This window comes from Alcaligenes sp. EGD-AK7, from assembly GCF_000465875.3.
GTDB lineage: Bacteria > Pseudomonadota > Gammaproteobacteria > Burkholderiales > Burkholderiaceae_B > Alcaligenes > Alcaligenes phenolicus.
Genome location: NZ_AVOG02000012.1, coordinates 194,916 through 213,983 on the forward strand (window position 1 = coordinate 194,916; position 19,068 = coordinate 213,983).

Here is a 19,068-nt window from a genome sequence, read left to right on the forward strand (position 1 = left end):
CGCTTGCCTGAACTTTGAACAGGCGCAAAAAAGCCCGGTACAAAAGTACCGGGCTTTTTACTTTCTACTTGGCGACTCCTTGCTGGAGCCCTGCCAGGATTCAGGAGAAGAAACCCTTCACCTTGTCCGTCCAGGATTCGCTTTTGGGCGAGTGCTTGACGCCACCATCGCTCAAGGCCTGTTCAAACTGACGCAGCAATTTCTTTTGCTCTTCGTTCAGACGTACAGGTGTCTCGATTTGAATGTGGCAGTACAAGTCACCGGGGTAGCTGGAGCGCAAGCCCTTGATACCCTTGCCGCGCAAGCGGAAGGTCTTGCCCACTTGGGTGCCTTCAGGGATGGTGATTTCGCCACGCCCTGTCAGGGTAGGCACTTCCACCGTTCCGCCCAAGGCCGCCGTGGTAAAGGGGATGGTCAGCTCGCAATGCAGGTCCTCGCCATCACGCTGGAAAATACCGTGCGGCTTGATGCGGATTTCCACATACAAGTCACCGGCAGGACCACCGTTCACGCCAGGCTCGCCATTGCCACTGGAGCGGATGCGCATGCCATCATCAATACCGGCTGGAATCTTGACCTGCAAAGTCTTGGTCTTCTTGACCTTGCCTTCGCCGTGACATACCACGCAGGGATCAGGAATTTCCTTGCCGCTACCGTGACAGGTCGGGCAGGTTTGCTGCATGCTGAAAATGCCCTGCTGCATGCGCACTGCGCCACTGCCTTGGCAGGTGCGGCAGGTCTGTGCAGAGGTACCGGGCTTGGCACCCGAACCCGAGCAGGTTTCGCAGTTTTCCCAGCTTGGTACACGAATTTCAGTATCAAAACCGGCTGCTGCCTGCTCCAAGCTGATATCCAGCGAATAGCGCAAGTCCGCGCCACGGTAAACCTGAGGGCCACCGCCACGACGTCCGCCGCCACCACCAAAGATTTCGCCAAAAATATCGCCAAAGGCGTCTGCAAATCCGGCTCCGCCCATGCCGCCACCCATACCGCCCATGCCAGCGTTAGGATCGACTCCGGCATGACCATAGCGGTCATAGGCTTCGCGTTTCTGTTCGTCGGACAGGATCTCGTACGCTTCCTTGGCTTCCTTGAACTTTTCCTCGGCGTCCTTGCTATCCGGATTACGGTCAGGGTGGAACTTCATGGCCAGCTTGCGATACGCCTTGCGGATTTCATCCTGCGTCGCATTTTTGGCCACACCGAGAATTTCGTATAAATCGCGTTTTGCCATGTTTGATTAACGACGTCCAAACGCCGCTGTTTGAATAATAATGCCCGATCTCCAGCGTATGCCGCCAAAGATCGGGCCAGGGAACCTTATTCAGGCTCGCAATTACTGATCGCGTTTGACTTCTTTAAAGTCAGCGTCGACCACGTTCTCGTCGGCGGGCTGCTGGGCTGTGCCTTCAGCACCTTCTTGTGCTGCGGCTTGAGCCTGCATGTCGGCGTACATCTTCTCGCCCAGTTTCTGCGAGGCCACACCCAGTGCTTCCACCTTGGCGTCGATGGCTTCCTTATCGCCTTCTTTCAGGGTTTCTTCCAGATCAGCGATGGCCTTTTCGATGGCTTCTTTCTCTGCCGCTTCCAGCTTGTCGCCGTAGTCCGTCATGGACTTGCGGGTAGAGTGAATCAAGGCTTCGGCCTGGTTGCGTGCAACAGCCAGCTCAGCGATGCGGTGGTCTTCTGCTGCGTTGACCTCGGCATCTTTCACCATGCGCTCGATCTCCTCGTCGGACAAACCGGAGTTTGCCTTGATGGTGATCTTGTTCTCTTTGCCTGTGCCCTTGTCTTTGGCGGACACGTGCAAGATACCGTTGGCGTCGATGTCGAAGGTCACTTCAATCTGTGGCAGGCCACGTGCTGCTGGTGGAATGCCTTCCAGGTTGAACTCGCCCAGAGCCTTGTTACCGGCAGCGATTTCACGCTCGCCCTGGAACACCTTGATGGTCACAGCAGGCTGGTTATCGTCAGCCGTGGAGAACACTTGCGAGTGACGCGTAGGAATCGTGGTGTTCTTCTGGATCATCTTGGTCATGACGCCACCCAGGGTTTCAATACCCAGGGACAGAGGAGTCACGTCCAACAGCAAGACGTCGGTACGATCGCCGGACAACACGGAACCTTGAATGGCTGCACCAGCGGCCACGGCTTCGTCCGGGTTGATGTCTTTACGCGGATCACGGCCAAAGAACTCTTTAACGCGCTCTTGCACCTTGGGCATACGGCTCATGCCGCCGACCAGGATCACGTCGTCGATTTCCGAAACCTTCACGCCCGCATCCTTGATGGCAACACGGCAAGGCTCGATCGTGCGTTCGATCAGGTCCTCGACCAGCGCTTCCAGCTTGGAGCGAGTGATCTTCAGGTTCAAGTGCTTGGGACCGGAAGCGTCTGCCGTGATGTAAGGCAGGTTGATCTCGGTCTGCTGCGTGGAAGACAGTTCGATCTTGGCTTTTTCAGCGGACTCTTTCAGGCGCTGCAAGGCCAGCACGTCTTTGGACAGATCAACGCCGCTTTCTTTCTTGAACTCGTCGATGATGTAGTCGATGATGCGCTTGTCAAAGTCTTCGCCACCCAGGAAGGTGTCACCGTTGGTGGAGAGCACTTCAAATTGCTTCTCACCGTCGATATCGGCGATTTCGATGATGGACACGTCAAACGTACCGCCACCCAAGTCGTACACAGCGATCTTGCGATCACCCTTGTCAGCCTTGTCCAGACCAAAAGCCAAAGCTGCGGCGGTAGGCTCGTTGATGATGCGCTTGACTTCCAGACCGGCAATGCGGCCTGCATCCTTGGTTGCCTGACGCTGGCTGTCGTTAAAGTAAGCAGGCACGGTAATCACGGCCTCGGTTACTTCTTCGCCCAGGTAGTCTTCGGCAGTTTTCTTCATTTTGCGCAAGATGTCGGCGGACACTTGCTGAGGTGCCATCTTCTTGCCTTGAGCTTCCACCCATGCGTCGCCGTTGTCGGCGGCAGTGATGGTGTAAGGCACGTGCTCGATGTCTGTCTGAACTGCCTTTTCAGTGAACTTACGACCGATCAAGCGCTTGACAGCGAAGATAGTGTTGGTGGGGTTGGTGACAGCCTGGCGTTTGGCAGGAGCGCCAACCAGGATTTCGCCATCCTGCATGTAAGCCACGATGGAAGGGGTCGTACGACCGCCTTCGGCATTTTCGATAATACGAACCTGGTCGCCATCCAACACCGATACACAGCTATTGGTGGTTCCAAGGTCAATACCAATGATTTTGCCCATGATTTTTTACCTGACTAAAAGATTGATTGCGAAAGCAAATTATTTGATGAAATGCATATGGGGAACTCTGCGTGCATTTCAAGAGCAATGGCCTTATTTTTTTACTGTGCAAGCGGCTGATCCGAAAAAGCAGTCAAAAACGCCTTGATTCCGAACAGCCTGCGCGCACAGACAGGCTGGCTCTATTACTTGGGGGCCGACACCATCACCAAGGCCGGACGCAGCACGCGATCCGAAATGGTGTAGCCCTTTTGCAGCAACTGAGCCACTGCGCCTTCTTCAAACTCCGAAGGTACGGCCGAAATGGCTTGGTGCAGGTGCGGATCAAACTTGTCACCGGCTTGTGGAGCCACTTCTTTCAGGTTGTTGCGCTCAAAAGCCTTGTTCAGTTGACGCAAGGTAGTTTCCACGCCTTCTTTCCAGGCGTCCGTGCTTTGCTCGGTCTGGGCCAGAGCCGCTTCCAGGCTGTCACGCACGGGAATCAGGCTTTCAGCAAAGGACTCGGTGCCGAACTTGCGGGCTTTAGAGACATCATCCTCCGCACGGCGGCGAATGTTTTCCACCTCGGCCTTGGCACGCAGCAGCTGGTCGTAGTACTGCGACACTTTTTCCTGGGCCTGAGCCAACTCGGTGGCCAGATCAGCCGAACTTTCTTCGGGCTGCTGAGCCAAAATCTCTGGCTGCTCGTGCTCGGGGGTGCCCTGTTGTGCCTGTTCAGGCGTGTTTTCCGTCACTTCCCCGTCCAGAGGCTTATTGGGATCGGCATGTGTAGCCATTCGATGTATCTCCACTACAGAATTCGTTGATCGCATAAAAATGGGGGCATCTGCCCCCAGTTCAAGACCCGCCTGCATATTTTGCTGGCCAGCCCCTTGGAAAACGTCCAATACCGCTATCCGGCTGGCACCAGACGGCTGGGCAGCCAGCCTCCCAGATGCTGCACGGCCAGCCGTCCCAGGCCCTCAATCCATTGCGGATCGTCATTCAGGCAAGGTATGTAATGGAACTCGCGGCCACCTTCTTCCAGGAAAGCGTCGCGGCATTCCACCTGGATTTCTTCCAGCGTCTCCAGACAATCGGCCAGAAAACCGGGGCAGACGGCATCCACACGCCCCACCCCCTGCTTGCCCCATTCGCGCAAGGTGGGCTCGGTATAGGGTTCCAGCCAGCGCTGCGCGCCAAAGCGACTTTGAAATGCCATATGCACTTCTACGGCAGGCTCATCCAGCGCCGCACGCAAGGCATCCGCCGTTTCACGGCAGTCACGGTAATAGGGGTCGCCCAACTCCACGCAGCGGCGCGGCAAACCGTGAAAGCTCAATAACAGACGCTCTGGCTTGCCATGTTTATCCCAGTAGCGGCGTATCTGTGCCGCCAGCGGGCCAATGTAGTCCGGGTGCGTATGGTAACGCTTGAGGAAGCGCAGCTCAGGTTGATTGCGCTGTTTTCCAAGGTGCTCCGCCACGCAATCCACCGCCGTAGCCGTGGTGCTGGCTGCATACTGCGGATACAGGGGCAAGCTCAAGATTCGCTCGCAACCCGCTGCTTTCAATTTATCCAGACCACTGGCAATGGACGGGTTGCCATAACGCATACCCAGCTCCACCTTCACATCATGGCCTTGCGATTGCAGCAGCTCTTGCAGGCCATCGGCCTGTGCCTGGCTGTAGACCAGCAAGGGCGCGCCTTGTGGCAACCAGATATCCTTGTAGCGCGGTGCCAGCTTGCTGGGGCGGCGCGGCAAGATGAACAGACGCAGAATGATCTGCCAGAGCGGCTGCGGGATTTCAATGACACGGGGATCAGACAGGAATTCCCCCAGGTAGCGGCGAATGGACGCAGCATCGGGCTGGTCCGGCGTACCCAGATTGACCAGCAAGATACCGATGGGCCCGGCCTCGCGTACCGGAGCCTGATCATTGAACATATCGGCGTCCTGCGCTTCGGGCAAATAAGGAGAAGCAAACAACTTGGGCATGATGATTAGTACGTTAGACAGCCAGATTGCCCTCAGCCCAACAGCAGGCCGAAGGTCCATCCCTTAACTGGCAGAGTGATGGCTCAGGGCATTGGACAATAGCCGGGCCGTAATGTCCACGATAGGAATCACACGATCATACGCCATCCGCGATGGCCCGATCACACCCAGCGTCCCCACGACCTTGCCATCCACGCCATACGGCGCGGTAATGACGGACACATCATCCAAAGGTAAAAGCTGCGAATCCCCACCGATATAAATTTGCACGCCATCGGCCTGACTGGAGACATCGAGCAAGTGCAGCAGATCGGTTTTCTTCTCGAACAAGGAAAACAGACGGCGCAAACGATCCATGTCCGCCACCATCTCGGTCACGTTCAAAAGCTTGCTTTCACCGGCGATGACCACAGCTTCTTCGCTATCGGGCTGATGGCTGCCCACATCCACCGCCTGTTGCATCAGACGCGAAATATCCGCCTGCAAGGAGCTGAGCTCCTGTGACAAGGCCAGCTTGACCGACTCGAAGGACATGCCCGAGAAATGCTGATTGAAAAAGTTGCTGGCCTCGACCAGCTCCTGCTCCAGATAGTCGCGCGGCACAAACAGGATGCGGTTTTGCACATCACCATCCGGCGTGACGATAATCAGCAACACACGTTTGTCAGACAGACGAATAAATTCAATTTGCCTGAAGGTCTGGGCTTTTTTCGGCGCCAGCACCACACCGGCAAACTGCGACAGATTCGACAGCAAGGAAGCGGCAGAACTGACGGCCCGGTTGGGTTCGTCAAAAGGCAGGTACTGGCTAAGATTACGTGCATCGGGCCGCTCGAAACGCTCGGCAGCCAGGAGTCGATCCACAAACAGGCGATAGCCTTTGGGCGTAGGAATGCGCCCCGCCGAGGTGTGGGGGCTATGAATCAGGCCCAGGCCTTCCAGCTCGGCCATCACATTACGAATCGTGGCCGGGGAAAAATCAAAAATGGTCGATAAGGTACGGGACCCTACCGGCTGACCATCGGCGATGTAACGCTCGATCAGCACCTTCAACAAGGCATTTGCTCTGTCATCCATGTCGCGTACGTCACTTAAAAACACCAGCTCTGCATGATAAAGGGGAGAATCTTACAGCCAAGCCTAGAGTGGCAACTCTATAATCCACTGATCGCCATTATTTCATCAATCATAAGGTTTTCGCCCCATGCATTTCAAAACGGTTGCCATTGTTGGCAGATACCAGGACTCCGGCTTGGATGCGCCCATCCGATCGCTGGCTAAAACCCTGGTCAACACTGGTTGCTCGGTGCTGCTTGAGGCCACAACCGCCCAGAATGCCGGTATTACCGAATTCCCCATCGGCGATTATGCCCAAATTGGCGAGCGCGCCGATCTGGCTATCGTGATGGGCGGGGATGGCACCATGATAGGCGCTGCGCGCGAATTAGCCCACAGCAAGGTTCCCCTGATCGGGATCAACCACGGCCGCCTGGGCTTCATTACCGACATTCCCCTGGATGACGCCAACGACGCCTTGCTGCGCGTGCTGAAAGGCGAATACGACATTGAAGAGCGCTCCATGCTGGAAGGCCGCGTGGTGCGTGACGGGCAAGTGCTGTATTCGGGCGTGGCCCTGAACGATGTGGTCATCAACCGTGCCGGGCGCGGCGGCATGATCGAGCTGCGTGTCGAGCTTGACGGCGTATTCATGTACCGCCAGCGCTCCGACGGCCTGATCATCTCCACCCCCACGGGCTCCACGGCCTATGCGCTGGCGGCTAGTGGTCCCTTGCTGCACCCTTCCCTGAAGGCATTTTTGCTGGTCCCCGTTGCTCCGCAAACCCTGTCGCACCGCCCTATCGTGCTACCCGACACAGGCACCCTGAACTTGACCATTACGGCCCTGGGCCGGGTGGAATCGGGTGGCAGCGTGCACTTTGACATGCAAACCTGGTCGGACTGTCAGCAGGGAGACCGCATCGACGTGCGTCGCTCCCAGGACACCATTCGCTTTATCCATCCCAAGGGCTACAGCTTTTTTTCCACCCTGCGTCAGAAGCTGGGCTGGAATCACATCCCTTTGCCTAACGACGAAAACGAATAAACCCCTATGCTCCGTACCCTGCACGTTCGAGACTTTGTGATCGTGGATCAAGCCACGATTGATTTCGACTCCGGCTTCACGGTTTTTTCCGGAGAGACCGGCGCTGGTAAATCCATTCTGATTGACGCGCTCTCCCTGGTGCTGGGGGCACGCGGCGATGCCAAAGCCATCCGCGAGGGCTGTCCGCGCACTGAAGTCAGCGCGCACTTCGATTGTGAACAAGACATTCAAAGCTGGCTGCGCGAGCGTGACTTCGATGTCGCGGACGAGTTGATCTTGCGTCGACTGATCGACCAGCAAGGTCGCAACCGCAGCTACATCAATGGTAGCGCAGCCACCTTGACGCAGTTGCGCGAGCTGGGTGAATTGCTGGTGGATATTCACGGCCAGCACGCTCATCAAAGTCTGATGAACCCTCAAAGCCAATACGATCTGCTCGACAGCCAAGGCGGCCATTTAACCCTGGCGCGCCAAGTGGCGCAGTTCTGGCAGCAATTGAGCCAAGCACGCAAAGCCGTCGAACAGGCAAGTCAAAGTGCTGAACAGGGCAAACGAGAGCAGGAGCGTCTGGAGTGGCAGATCAACGAGCTGTCCAGTCTGAATCTGCGTGCAGGTGAATGGGACCAGTTGCAACAAGAGCACACCCGCCTGTCCCACGCCCAGGCCTTGATTGATGGCAGTGCCTTGGCCCTGACGGCTCTGGATGGCGAGGAAACCTCGGTACAGCAACTGCTGGGCAAAGCCAGCCACGAAATGAGCGCCCTGCTGCGTCATGACCCAGGCCTGCAAGCGATTGTGGATGCCTTGGAGTCGGCACAAATTGCCGTCACCGAAGCAGCTTCGGACTTGAACAGTTATCTAAGCGATATGGAGCTGGACCCCGAACGTCTGGCGCAGGCAGAAGAACGGGTTTCTGCCATTTTCAGTGCCGCACGCAAGCTGAAAGTGGAGCCCGAAGAACTGCCCAGCCTGCTGGAAACCTGGCAGGAACAGCTGGCACAGCTGCAACAGTCTTTTGATCTGGAAGCCTTGCAAGCCAAGGCTCAGCAGGCTGAAAAGCAGTACCAGGAGCTAAGTAGCAAGCTAAGTGCCGCAAGACGCAAAACCAGTGTGCAACTGAGCAAACAAGTCAGCCAAGCGATGCAGTCCATGGCCATGCAAGGCGGTCGCTTCGAGGTCGCCCTGACCGCTTGCACACCTCAGGTTCACGGCGCAGAGCAGGTGGAGTTTCTGGTGGCTGGTCACGAAGGGGTAACACCACGTCCGCTGGCCAAAGTGGCCTCGGGTGGTGAGCTGGCCCGAATTTCATTGGCACTGTCTGTTATCGCCAGCCAGGCAGCGCGCGTGCCTACCCTGATTTTTGACGAGGTGGATACGGGTGTCGGTGGCGCGGTGGCCGAAGTGGTGGGACGCTTGCTGCAAGAGTTGGGGGCACGTCATCAGGTCTTGTGTGTGACCCACCTGCCCCAAGTAGCCGCCTGCGGCAACCATCATTTGAAGGTCGAGAAAACGACCGAGCAAGGTCAGACCTTTTCCTCTATCCGTCCTTTGACACAAGACGAACGCGTGGACGAAATCGCCCGCATGCTGGGTGGTCTGGAGATTACGCAAACAACGCGTGAACATGCGCGGGAAATGCTGGCACGTCAGCGTTAAGCACCTTTGAAACGCAAGCTAAACCACCAGCGCCTAAGGCTACTGGTGGTTTTTTGTATCCAATCGTGAGGCCCTGTAGCCCGGATCTGATTGTTCTTTGAATTTTCAGGATGCCGTCCTGGCTATCCTGCCCCCAATCATCAGATCCCGCGCCGGCGGACCATCGACTAAAGGATTAACCGCGCAGGTTAGGCTTGGCCTGTTTACCTGCTTCCGAGCACTTGGGGCAAATACCGTACAACAGCATCGTATGGCTCTCCAGCACAAAACCGTGGTCTTTGGCGACCTGGTGCTGGCGGGCTTCGATATTGCTGTCGGTAAACTCTTCCACAACGCCGCAATTGGTGCAGATCAGGTGATCGTGGTGATCGCCGTCATTCAGTTCAAAGACGGCTTTGCCGCCGTCAAACTGGCTGCGTACCAAAATGCCGGCTTGCTCGAACTGGGTCAACACACGGTAAACCGTGGCCAAACCAATATCGACTTCTTCGGCAATGAGCAGGCGGTATACGTCTTCAGCGCTCAGGTGGCGTTGACCGTCCTGGTCGGAGCGGCGAAAAATATCCAGAATCTTCAGGCGCGGAAAAGTCGCCTTAAGCCCCATGTTCTTCAGTTCATTTTGATCGTTCATGGCTAAATTATCGCATCTTGATGGGGATGGATCTCAAGTCCGTCCTGGTTGAAAACCAGCTCGTCTTGAGGCGGTTCAATGCGCAATTCATGCGCTTTTTCCTAAACCCTTATATGATAACGATTTTATTCCTACTGGGGCATTTCGTGCAGAAGAAGGCCAATTCATTCACTCCTGTCATCCGCGCCATACTCGCAGCCAGCCTGGCTGCCGCCGCCCTGAGCGCCTGCGGATCCTCTAAATGGGGCTTCCCATACCGCGCCGACATTCAGCAGGGGAACTGGATCACTGCCGAGCAAGTGGCCCGCCTGCAATCGGGGATGACACGCGAACAGGTTCGTTACCTGCTGGGTTCGCCCACTTTGCAGGACATTTTCCACGCCGACCGTTGGGACTACCCTTACCTGAACAAGCCTGGCTACGGCAAGAGCGAGCAGCGCACCTTTACCGTCTGGTTTGAAGGCGACACTCTGGTTCGCTGGGAAGGCGACGAGCAACCTGACCGCCAGCCCTTCGAGCGCAGCGACACAGGCAAGAAACACACCCCGCCCCCCGCTGATGCCGACCAAGCCACCCCAACACCCAGCGTGAGCGGCAACCAGCCTACGCTTTAAGCTTTACGTTAAGGACACAGGATACATGCGCATTGCCATTGCTGGCGCAGACGGCCGTATGGGCCGTATGCTGATTGAAGCTGTTTTGAACAGTACCGACCTGACACTGGCCGCGGCCTTGGACCACAGCGGCTCCAAAGCCATTGGTCAGGACGCAGGAGCCTTTCTGGGTAAAGACACAGGTATCAAAGTCACGGACGACCTGAACGCCCTGGCCCAGGCAGATTGCCTGATCGACTTCACCCGCCCTGAAGGCACCATGGCCCATCTGGATGCCTGCATGCAGCACGGCACCCGTCTGGTCATTGGCACCACCGGTTTTTCCGAAGCAGAGAAACAACAGATTCTGGCGGCTGGCCGTGAAATTGCTATTGTCTTCGCCCCGAACATGAGCGTAGGCGTCAATGCCACCATGAAGTTGATTGAAATGGCGGCTACCTTGCTGAACCAGGGCTACGACGCCGAGGTGTTTGAGGCCCACCACCGCAACAAGGTGGATGCGCCATCGGGTACAGCTCTGGCTATGGGCGAAGCCATTGCCAAAACCTGGGGGGAATCCCTGAACGATGTAGCCGACTGGGCCCGTCACGGCCACACCGGTGCCCGTCAGGATGGCCGCATTGGTTTCTCCGTCGTCCGTGGTGGCGACATTGTGGGCGACCACACCGTGTTTTTCTGCGGCGAAGGCGAGCGCATCGAAATCTCGCACCGCTCCAGCAGCCGTGCTGGCTATGCCAACGGCAGCCTGCGTGCAGCCCGTTTCCTGGGCGATAAAAACACTGGCCTGTACAACATGCAAGACGTGCTGGGCCTGTAAGTTCCTGACTTGCAAACGCTCTGACCAAAAGCCGGCTTTCGAGCCGGTTTTTTTTATCTTCGCTTAACAGAGCCTCCTCCTGTTGGCTACTTTCCGAAAGTGGCTACGCTGGATTGATCTGACCAGCACCTATCCCTTTGCCTGTGCCCCTGCCCTTTACCTTCTTTTGTCCTTTACCGTCCCTTCATCTCCTGCCCCAGCCTGGGTCCAGTGTGTCCCGTCCTGCCCCCTCCCGCCTCGCCTCACCGCAAAAAAAAAGCAGCTCCAAGCCCGCCAGTGAAACTGCACAGCCAGTCCTGAGCCTGGCCTGAAAACTGCTCAACCCAGCGCTACAGCGGCTTCACCCCTTAAGTCGCCCCCTTGCCACATTTCCTCCCCCCTGTTTTCCCTGCTTGACGCAGAAAAAAATATCACTAATATGTTAGTTGGATATTCAAAGAATGAACCTTTTCCGCAGGAGACAACCGACATGATGAGCGAACGCCAACGCAAGTTCCGAGAGGACTACAAATCCAACATCAGCCCCGCCTACAACGGCATTGTTCACGTGGTAGTGACCTATATCGTGGGCTTGGCAGCGATTTACTACAGCATCACCCAGCTAGGCCCGGTAGGTTGGGAATGGCTGATTGTGATCCCCGTTTTTCTGGCGGGTAATTTTGTTGAATGGGCCATGCACCGTTATGTGATGCACCGACGCATCAACATCATTGGCTTGCGGGAAATCTACGAACGCCACACCCGCCAGCATCACCAGTACTTCACCGACAACGAAGCCACAATTGATTCCAGCAAGGAGTTCCGGATTGTGTTTTTCCCCTGGCGCGTTCTGGCCACGTTGGGGGTAGGCGGCGGGATTCTGGGCTGGCTGGCCGCAACCATCATCAACCCCAATGCAGGCTATTTTGTATTCATGACCATGGTGGCACAGTACCTGGTGTACGAGGCCTTTCACTACTGCTGCCATGTGCATGAGAACAGCTTTGTGCGCAATATGCCCTTCATCAACACCATTCGCCGCCACCATACCGCCCACCACAATCAGGGCATCATGATGAAGTACAACATGAACCTGACGTTCCCGATCGCCGACTGGGCCATGGGCACTACGGATCTGCGTCGCGGTCTGCTTGGCCACCTGTTCAATGGCTATAGCGAAAAGCACGTCAAGGAAGAGCTCAAGCCCATTATTCGCCGTTTCCGTTTTGAAGATACTGGCGACACCACGGACGGCCCGGCCTTGAAAAAAGAAGAGGCCCACGCCCTGGAGCGTGGCCTGGCCAGCTAAGGCCCTGCCTGTCCTTACAAGCTGGAAATCAGGGTCGTGCGGGCGAGTTCTTCGATGTAGTCCATCAAGAGATCCAGGCTTTGACCGGCCTGGTCCATATCGCCCCCGGCAATGGACATCGCCAAGTTGGCATGCAGTCTGCCCATCTGCGTTAAATCCGGATTTTGCTGATAGTGGCAGAACCAGAAACGACGGGATAGCCCATGTGTCAGACGCATCGCTGCCTCGGCAAACTCATTGCGAGCCGCCTCGATTTCCAGCTCATTCAACCGTCGATCTGCCCGGATAAAACTGACTTCATCGTTCTGGGTGGCTGCTTCCAGGAAAGCATCATGCAAGCTCTTGAATTGCTCGCGTTGATCGCGTGTCGCCCGTTTGGCCGCACTACGGCAGATCAGACGCTCGATCTCCCGTCGCGTCTCGATCAGGCGCAGTTGCTTGGGCATGTCCAGCTCTGGAATCAACAGCCCACGCTGCGGCAAGACCAGCATCAAATGTTCGCGTGCCAGACGTTGAATGGCCTCCCGAATCGGCGTGCGGCCAATCTCGAACATCTGGCTCAAGGTCAGCTCGGACACGATGCTGCCCGGCGGCAGCTTCAGGGTAATGATGGCTTCTTCCAAACGCTCATAAGCAATGTCTGTGAGCTTGGGCTTGGGTTCCGTCAAGGCCTTGATGTCCAGCACCTCATCTTGAGCCTGCCCTTTTCCCGCTACCTTCCGCTTGCTTGTAACCATGCTGACCCTGCCTTTAAAACGCAGCGTTTGCTGCTGACACCCAAACTCTGACGCCTGCTCTGGCCCTGCAAGTACAAGGCCGGAACTGGGCAACAGCCTCATATCTTAGTTGTATTTATCTACTCCAGGAAGCCACATGAGCATTGCCTGCGATTCAAAACAAACCACCATCATTGCCGTGCATGGGATTCAGGGCACCCATCGCAGCTGGCTGCCAGTGGTCAACGCCAGCTCGAATTTGATGTCCTGGCACACCCCGGACTTGCGAGGCCGAGGCAATACCTTTCGCGGCTCCAGCCAGGAAGATTACGGGCTGGACGGCTTTGTGCAGGATCTACGCGCCAGCATTCAAGCCTTGCCTGAACACACGCCCTATGCCCTGGCAGGCTGGAGCCTGGGCGTCTCGGTGGTGCTGCAAACCTGTCTGACTTTACTGGACGAACAGGCCCCACTGCCTCAAGCCCTGCTGTTGTTATCGGGCACAGCCAGCCTGAACCGGACTCAATGGTTCAAGGCCCAGGACACGCCTGCCTTGCTGCAAGAAATTGCAGAACGGGAACAGCGCCTGGGCCTGCTGGAGGCCGCAGGTCATCTAGATGTGGCCTGGACCTGGCTGGCTAATCGGCACCACGACCTGTATGCGCAACTTCCCCGTATTTCCATCCCCTCTTTGATCATCCACGGCGAGCAGGATCAGGACTGTCCCATTGAGCACGCCCACCGGTTGGCGCAGGCACTGCCACAAGCCACCTTGCACAGCCTGCCTGATGCGGGCCACAGCATTCTGGGCTCGCACACTGAACTGATCGCCTCATTGATAGAACCCTTCTGCTCTCTACACACCGCAAGGACTGCCGTATGAACACACACGTTTTCTTTTGCCCACCACCCCGCACCCTGATGGGACGCGGCTGCCGCCATGAACTACCTGCCTTGATTGCCCACCTGGGCTGGCGTCGCGGCTTATTGATTACCGACCGTTTTTTCACCATTCAAACCACCTGGGTTCAGGACCACATCGCCGCCTGTAGAGAACAGGGAATTGAGCTTGTGGTTTTTGATGGTGGCGAGCCAGATCCTTCCACTACCTTATGTGATCAGGCCACGCTGCAAGTACGTGCTCACCTGGCCGATCACCCTATCGATTTCGTATTGGCGTTGGGCGGCGGAAGCAATATAGATCTGGCTAAAGCCCTGTGTCTGACCGTCCCCACCGGGGAGCCCATACGCACCTACAGCGGGGCCTGGCCCGCCCACACCAAGCCCTTGCCCTTGATCGCCCTGCCCACCACCTCCGGCACGGGATCAGAAGCAACACCGGGAGCCATTCTGGTCGACCCCGACAATGCCACCAAAATTGCCGTCATGGGCAATGCGCTGCGTCCCGCCATTGCGGTCATCGACCCGGAACTCAGCGATAGCTGCCCACCCCGCGTCACTGCCGACGCCGGTATTGATGCCCTGACCCACGCAATTGAATCCTTCGTGACTCAGGACGCCAGCTTGTTTGACCGTGGCGGTAGCCCCGACCCTGGCTATAGTGGCCGATCCAGCCTGACCATGATGTTTGCACGCGAGTCCATACGCCTGTGCGGCCAGTACATGCTGCGAGCCTATCGCGACGGCACCGACACTGAAGCCCGTGATGGCATGGCCAGCGCCAGCTACTATGCCGCCCTGTCCTACGGCACGGCAGGTCTGAATGCGGTGCACGGCATTGCCTACGCACTGGCAGGTTTGACGCATCAATCTCACGGCACCACCAATGCCGTGCTGCTGCCCTACGTTCTGGACGAACTGCGTGAAACCCGCGCCTCGGAATTGCTGGAAGTCGCCCAACTACTGGGCATGCCAACCGGCAAGCCGGAAGATACCTTACTGGCCCTGCCTGCCTATGTGCGGTCGCTGGTCGAGCAACTGGACATCCCCTCGGACCTGAGCCAATGCGGCGTACAGGAGCATCAGCTGGAGCGCCTGTTGAGCGACGCCCTGCAAGTGACTCGTCTTGCCAAAGCTTTCCCGGTTGCTAACTGCACCAGCGCCTATCAACGCATTATTCAACACGCTTTTGAGGGCTCTTTAGCCGGAGCACTGACCCACAATTAATTAGCCAGCTAAGTACATACCATTATTTAATCTTCAAATAGATACCACTAGTATCCATGTAATATATCAGTAGAAGAAAAAAGGCCTGCCATGGCCTGACGGCAGGTCACCTATACATAAACCCGCCACAAGAGCGGACCTACAGGAGACACCTATGACAGCCGTATCCCCCAATGTGGCCAATCGCCTGGAGCGATTGCCCATGACACGCTATCAACGCATGCTGTTCGGTATTATCGCGACCGCCTGGTTCTTTGATTCCATGGACCTGGGCATCATGACTTTTGTTTTAGGTTCCATCAAAGCAGAAATGGGGCTCAGCACCGCGCAGGCGGGGATGCTGGCCAGCTCCAGCTTTTTAGGCATGTTTTTGGGTGCTGCCATTGCGGGCATGCTGGCAGACAAGTACGGGCGCAAACCTGTCTTTCAATGGAGCATGATTTTTTGGGGCGTAGGAAGCCTGGCCTGTGGCCTGTCCCAAAACGTCGAGCAGTTGATGGCGTTTCGGGTGCTGCTGGGGTTTGGCATGGGAATGGAATTTCCCATCGGCCTGGCCATGGTCTCGGAGATTGTGCCCGCTAAAAGTCGCGGTCGATATATTGCGATTCTGGAAGGCTTCTGGCCGCTAGGCTTTATCAGCGCCGGGATTCTGACATATCTGAGTCTGGACTATATAGGCTGGCGCGGAATCTTCATCGCCCTGTCTATCCCTGCCCTGTTTGTGTTCGTGATTCGTCGCTGGGTTCCTGAGTCCCCCCGCTGGCTGGAAGAAGCAGGCCATAACGACCGCGCCGAACAAGTCACCACGGCCTTTGAACATAAAGTTATTCAGGCCAACGGCGGCCAGGCTCTGCCCTCTCCCCTGCCCCCCACCCCTTGCGAGAAGCTTAAGCGTGGCGCGCTGTTTGCCCAGCTTTGGCAAGGCCAATACGCCCGCCGTACCCTGATGCTGTGGATGCTGTGGTTCTTCTCCTTGCTGGGCTACTACGGTCTCACTACCTGGCTGGGCGCACTATTGCAACAAGCCGGATATGAAGTCACCAAGTCCGTTACCTACACCATCTATATTTCCCTGGCCGGTATTCCAGGCTTCATCTTCTCGGCCTGGTTGCTGGAGAAATGGGGTCGCAAGGCAACCATGGTCTTGATGCTATTCGGTAGCGCCGGCTGTGCCTTTATCTATGGCCACGTCGCCACCAGTCAGGCGCCTGTTGCTCAACTGATTGGCGCTGGTTTGTGCATGCAGTTCTTCATGTTTGGCATGTGGTCGGTTTTGTATGCCTACACCCCCGAGCTGTACCCCACACGGACACGCAGCACAGGCGCGGGCTTTGCCTCTTCCATTGGCCGACTGGGTTCCTTGTTCGGACCGCTGCTGGTGGGCTTTATCCTGCCCTGGACCGGTCATGCAGGCGTTTTCACCTTGGGGGCTATTTCCTTTTCTATTGCAGCGTTGGTGGTGATTGCATTGGGGGTAGAAACCAAGGGGCGTTCGCTGGAGGAAGTTTCGGCTTAAAAGACTGATTCAATTGATGATAAGTTAACTTAACGCTCAATAAAAAACCCGTGTCAGCCTAGATCGCTGACACGGGTTTCCAGCTTATGAATGGCCAAACTCAATTCCCATTGCCGCTCAGAAACAAAATGAACTGAACGCGCCCCTCCCCAGTTGCTCAAGCCCGCCACAAGCAGATAAACCGCTATTCAAAGCAAGGGTTTGAGCAAGCCAAACTCGATATCAAAACCCCTATTTTTATGCGCCATAAATCTGCGCAAAGCGCTGTTTATTCAAGAATAAGTCCGCAAGCTAAAATCCCGTCTGGCATTTCAAAATATATATAATTTGAAATGCCAAACATAACTAAAATCAAATACGAAACCCGACGCGCGCAAACCGGAGACGCCAAATGAGTATTCCCTCCTCCTCTGATGACACTTTGCTGGCCACCCAGGCGTTTCAGGCATTTCGTCATTTATTGGCTACAGGGCAGGTTCGCGCGGGGCAGATGGTGTCGATGGCGGAGCTGATGAAATTAAGCGACTTCCCTCTGGCCCCAGTGCGTGAAGCGGTCAAGCGCGCTGCGGCTGCCGGGCTGGTGTCCATCCTGCCCAAGCGGGGAGTTTTGGTTCTGGAGGCAACCACGGAAGCGCTGCGGGAATGCTTCCAACTGCGCTGTGTCTTTGATCAGGAGGGGGCCAGGATACTGGCTAGCTGTGCCAAGCAGCCCGCATTGGAGAGCTTGCGGGACAAGCACGAGAAGATTTTGGAGCAGGCACAAAGCGGCCTTGTTACCACCGCTTTGCAGATTCAGGCCATGGAAGTGGACTGGGCCTTGCATCGCTATCTGGCTCAAGCACTACAGAACCGCTCGGCCATGACAATCTACGAAGAGAACTGTGATCGCATCAATGTGCTGCAGCACTCGCGCCGCCCTTTACCCGAGCGCATTGTGCCCGCCATGAAGGAGCATTTACAGATTCTGGATACGCTACAGGCAGGAAACCCCGAAGCGGCCATGGAAGCCGTGCGCCACCATCTGGCACAAACTCTGCGATGGTGGGGCGCGGTCGATGTTTAATTGACAATAACGGGCTCTTGTTCCAACTCCACGCCGAAGCGTTCCCGAACAGAACCCCGAATCGCCTGGGCCAGGCGTTCAATATCATGCGCAGTTCCGCCACCATGATTCACCAGCACCAAAGCCTGGCGATCGTGCACGCCCACGGCACCATCACGCTTGCCTTTCCAGCCACACTGGTCAATCAACCAGCCCGCCGCTAGTTTGCATTGGCCCTGCCCAACTTCATAAGAAACCAGATTGGGCCATTGCTGCTTCAAGGCATCACGCTGCTCGGTCTGCACAAGGGGATTCTTGAAGAAACTGCCCGCATTACCCAAGACACGAGGGTCAGGCAATTTTTGACGGCGAATCTCGCAAACCGCATCAAAAATACGTTGAGGGTCTGGCTCCCCCGCCAAATGAGCTTGCTTATTAAGATCGGGGTACTCCAGCACCGGTTTCCACTGACGCGGCAAGGCAAAGCGCACCGCCAGAATCAACCAGCTCCCGGCCGGGTCGTGCTTGAAGCGACTGTCTCTATAAGCAAAGCCACACTCGGCCGCAAACAGTTCCACCTCTTTGCCTTCTTTAAAGCTCCAGGCCAGCACGCTGTGCACCCGCTGCTCCAGCTCCAAGCCATAAGCACCAATATTTTGTACAGGCGCAGCACCTACCGTACCGGGAATCAAAGCCAGGTTCTCCAGACCGGGCCAGCCTTGATTCAAACAATACTGCACAAAGTCATGCCAGCATTCACCCGCCTGCGCTTCCACGATATAGGCATCGTCCCGCTCCTGCAGTAAACCAATCCCTTTGCTTTCTACCTTGATCACCAGGGCATCAACGTGCTCGGCCAGCACCACATTGCTGCCACCGCCCAGCACAAAGATACGCTCGCCCTGCTCCACCAGCGCTTGCAAGGCAGGCAGCTGGGTAACATTGTCATACACCACCAGGTCGCGCGCGCGGCTGCCCAAACCCAAGGTATTAAAAGAGCTCAAATCCACATTACGCTGCCTGTCCACGGCCCTGTCCCACGATCAAAGAAAGCAGTAAGCATAGCTCGGACAGACAATTTTCCGGAAAAATTTACAGAATCTATTGACAAGCTTCTTTGCTGCAGTCTATAGTTACGTTCTTGCTTAGCGCAGCGTCGGTTTCGCAGCAAAAAGCAGTTTGAAGGCAGGCTAGTTCGTTAGGCAGTACTGATAAAAAGCTTAGGCAAAATATCAAAAACGCTTGACAAACAAAGATAGCCACTCTAAACTAGCTTTCTTTACTTAATAAGCAATAGCTAATAAGTAAAACGCTGAA

17 protein-coding genes are annotated in these 19,068 nt (G+C 56.2%); 9 read left to right on the top strand and 8 right to left on the bottom strand.

The genetic code is table 11. The annotated features are described in order from the left end of the window. Positions 1-100 precede the first annotated feature (100 nt). The 5 genes from dnaJ to hrcA form a co-directional block, all read right to left on the bottom strand. On the bottom strand, positions 101-1,234 hold the full coding sequence (dnaJ, locus tag N879_RS09535; RefSeq protein WP_009459542.1) for a molecular chaperone DnaJ: 1,134 nt from the start codon (positions 1,232-1,234) through the stop codon (positions 101-103). A gap of 102 nt (positions 1,235-1,336) precedes the next feature. Then, a complete protein-coding gene (gene dnaK, locus N879_RS09540; protein WP_009459544.1) occupies positions 1,337-3,262 on the bottom strand; it encodes a molecular chaperone DnaK in 1,926 nt (641 codons plus the stop codon). Positions 3,263-3,447: 185 nt separating this feature from the next. Next, entirely contained in the window at positions 3,448-4,038 is a 591-nt protein-coding gene (grpE, locus tag N879_RS09545; protein WP_009459546.1) for a nucleotide exchange factor GrpE, read from the bottom strand. Between the two features lie 116 nt (positions 4,039-4,154). Then, positions 4,155-5,240, bottom strand: coding sequence for a ferrochelatase (hemH, locus tag N879_RS09550; protein ID WP_009459548.1), 1,086 nt, complete (start codon positions 5,238-5,240; stop codon positions 4,155-4,157). Between the two features lie 63 nt (positions 5,241-5,303). Then, positions 5,304-6,317 (bottom strand): heat-inducible transcriptional repressor HrcA, encoded by a 1,014-nt coding sequence (gene hrcA, locus N879_RS09555; RefSeq protein WP_009459549.1) that lies wholly within the window; start codon positions 6,315-6,317, stop codon positions 5,304-5,306. Positions 6,318-6,444: 127 nt separating this feature from the next. Between hrcA and N879_RS09560 the strand changes: the two genes are divergently transcribed. Both N879_RS09560 and recN read left to right on the top strand, forming a co-directional pair. Further along, positions 6,445-7,344, top strand: a complete 900-nt coding sequence (locus N879_RS09560; RefSeq protein ID WP_009459550.1) for an NAD kinase — start codon at positions 6,445-6,447, stop codon at positions 7,342-7,344. A gap of 6 nt (positions 7,345-7,350) precedes the next feature. Further along, a complete protein-coding gene (recN, locus tag N879_RS09565; RefSeq protein WP_021446912.1) occupies positions 7,351-9,000 on the top strand; it encodes a DNA repair protein RecN in 1,650 nt (549 codons plus the stop codon). Positions 9,001-9,175: 175 nt separating this feature from the next. On the opposite strand, the gene fur is transcribed toward recN, so the two are convergent. Beyond that, entirely contained in the window at positions 9,176-9,631 is a 456-nt protein-coding gene (gene fur, locus N879_RS09570; RefSeq protein WP_009459553.1) for a ferric iron uptake transcriptional regulator, read from the bottom strand. 113 nt (positions 9,632-9,744) lie between these two features. On the opposite strand from fur, the gene N879_RS09575 reads away from it, so the two are divergent. The 3 genes from N879_RS09575 to N879_RS09585 all read left to right on the top strand — a co-directional run bounded on the left by N879_RS09575 (position 9,745) and on the right by N879_RS09585 (position 12,350). After that, positions 9,745-10,245: an outer membrane protein assembly factor BamE gene (locus tag N879_RS09575; protein WP_200914598.1), complete on the top strand. Its 501-nt coding sequence runs from the start codon at positions 9,745-9,747 to the stop codon at positions 10,243-10,245. A gap of 25 nt (positions 10,246-10,270) precedes the next feature. Further along, positions 10,271-11,062 carry a 4-hydroxy-tetrahydrodipicolinate reductase gene (gene dapB, locus N879_RS09580; RefSeq protein WP_021446913.1) on the top strand — a complete coding sequence of 264 codons (792 nt, stop codon included), beginning with the start codon at positions 10,271-10,273 and terminating at the stop codon, positions 11,060-11,062. 469 nt (positions 11,063-11,531) lie between these two features. Next, the gene (locus N879_RS09585; protein WP_009459555.1) at positions 11,532-12,350 is read left to right on the top strand and encodes a sterol desaturase family protein; all 819 of its coding nucleotides are present in this window, start codon (positions 11,532-11,534) and stop codon (positions 12,348-12,350) included. A gap of 14 nt (positions 12,351-12,364) precedes the next feature. Here the strand turns inward: N879_RS09585 and N879_RS09590 are convergent, their stop codons facing one another. Then, positions 12,365-13,087, bottom strand: coding sequence for a GntR family transcriptional regulator (locus N879_RS09590; protein ID WP_009459556.1), 723 nt, complete (start codon positions 13,085-13,087; stop codon positions 12,365-12,367). Positions 13,088-13,223: 136 nt separating this feature from the next. Here N879_RS09590 and N879_RS09595 point away from each other — a divergent pair, with 136 nt between their 5' ends. The 4 genes from N879_RS09595 (at position 13,224) to N879_RS09610 (ending at position 17,772) form a co-directional block, all read left to right on the top strand. Beyond that, a complete protein-coding gene (locus tag N879_RS09595; RefSeq protein ID WP_021446914.1) occupies positions 13,224-13,949 on the top strand; it encodes an alpha/beta fold hydrolase in 726 nt (241 codons plus the stop codon). Further along, the gene (locus tag N879_RS09600) at positions 13,946-15,193 is read left to right on the top strand and encodes an iron-containing alcohol dehydrogenase (protein ID WP_009459559.1); all 1,248 of its coding nucleotides are present in this window, start codon (positions 13,946-13,948) and stop codon (positions 15,191-15,193) included. Before N879_RS09595 ends, N879_RS09600 begins: the two co-directional genes overlap by 4 nt. A gap of 154 nt (positions 15,194-15,347) precedes the next feature. After that, on the top strand, positions 15,348-16,709 hold the full coding sequence (locus N879_RS09605) for an MFS transporter (RefSeq protein WP_021446915.1): 1,362 nt from the start codon (positions 15,348-15,350) through the stop codon (positions 16,707-16,709). A 391-nt stretch (positions 16,710-17,100) separates the two neighbouring features. Then, the gene (locus N879_RS09610) at positions 17,101-17,772 is read left to right on the top strand and encodes a GntR family transcriptional regulator (RefSeq protein WP_009459563.1); all 672 of its coding nucleotides are present in this window, start codon (positions 17,101-17,103) and stop codon (positions 17,770-17,772) included. Here the strand turns inward: N879_RS09610 and murB are convergent. Next, positions 17,769-18,779, bottom strand: coding sequence for a UDP-N-acetylmuramate dehydrogenase (gene murB, locus N879_RS09615; RefSeq protein WP_039942095.1), 1,011 nt, complete (start codon positions 18,777-18,779; stop codon positions 17,769-17,771). The genes N879_RS09610 and murB overlap by 4 nt on opposite strands. Positions 18,780-19,068 lie beyond the last annotated feature (289 nt).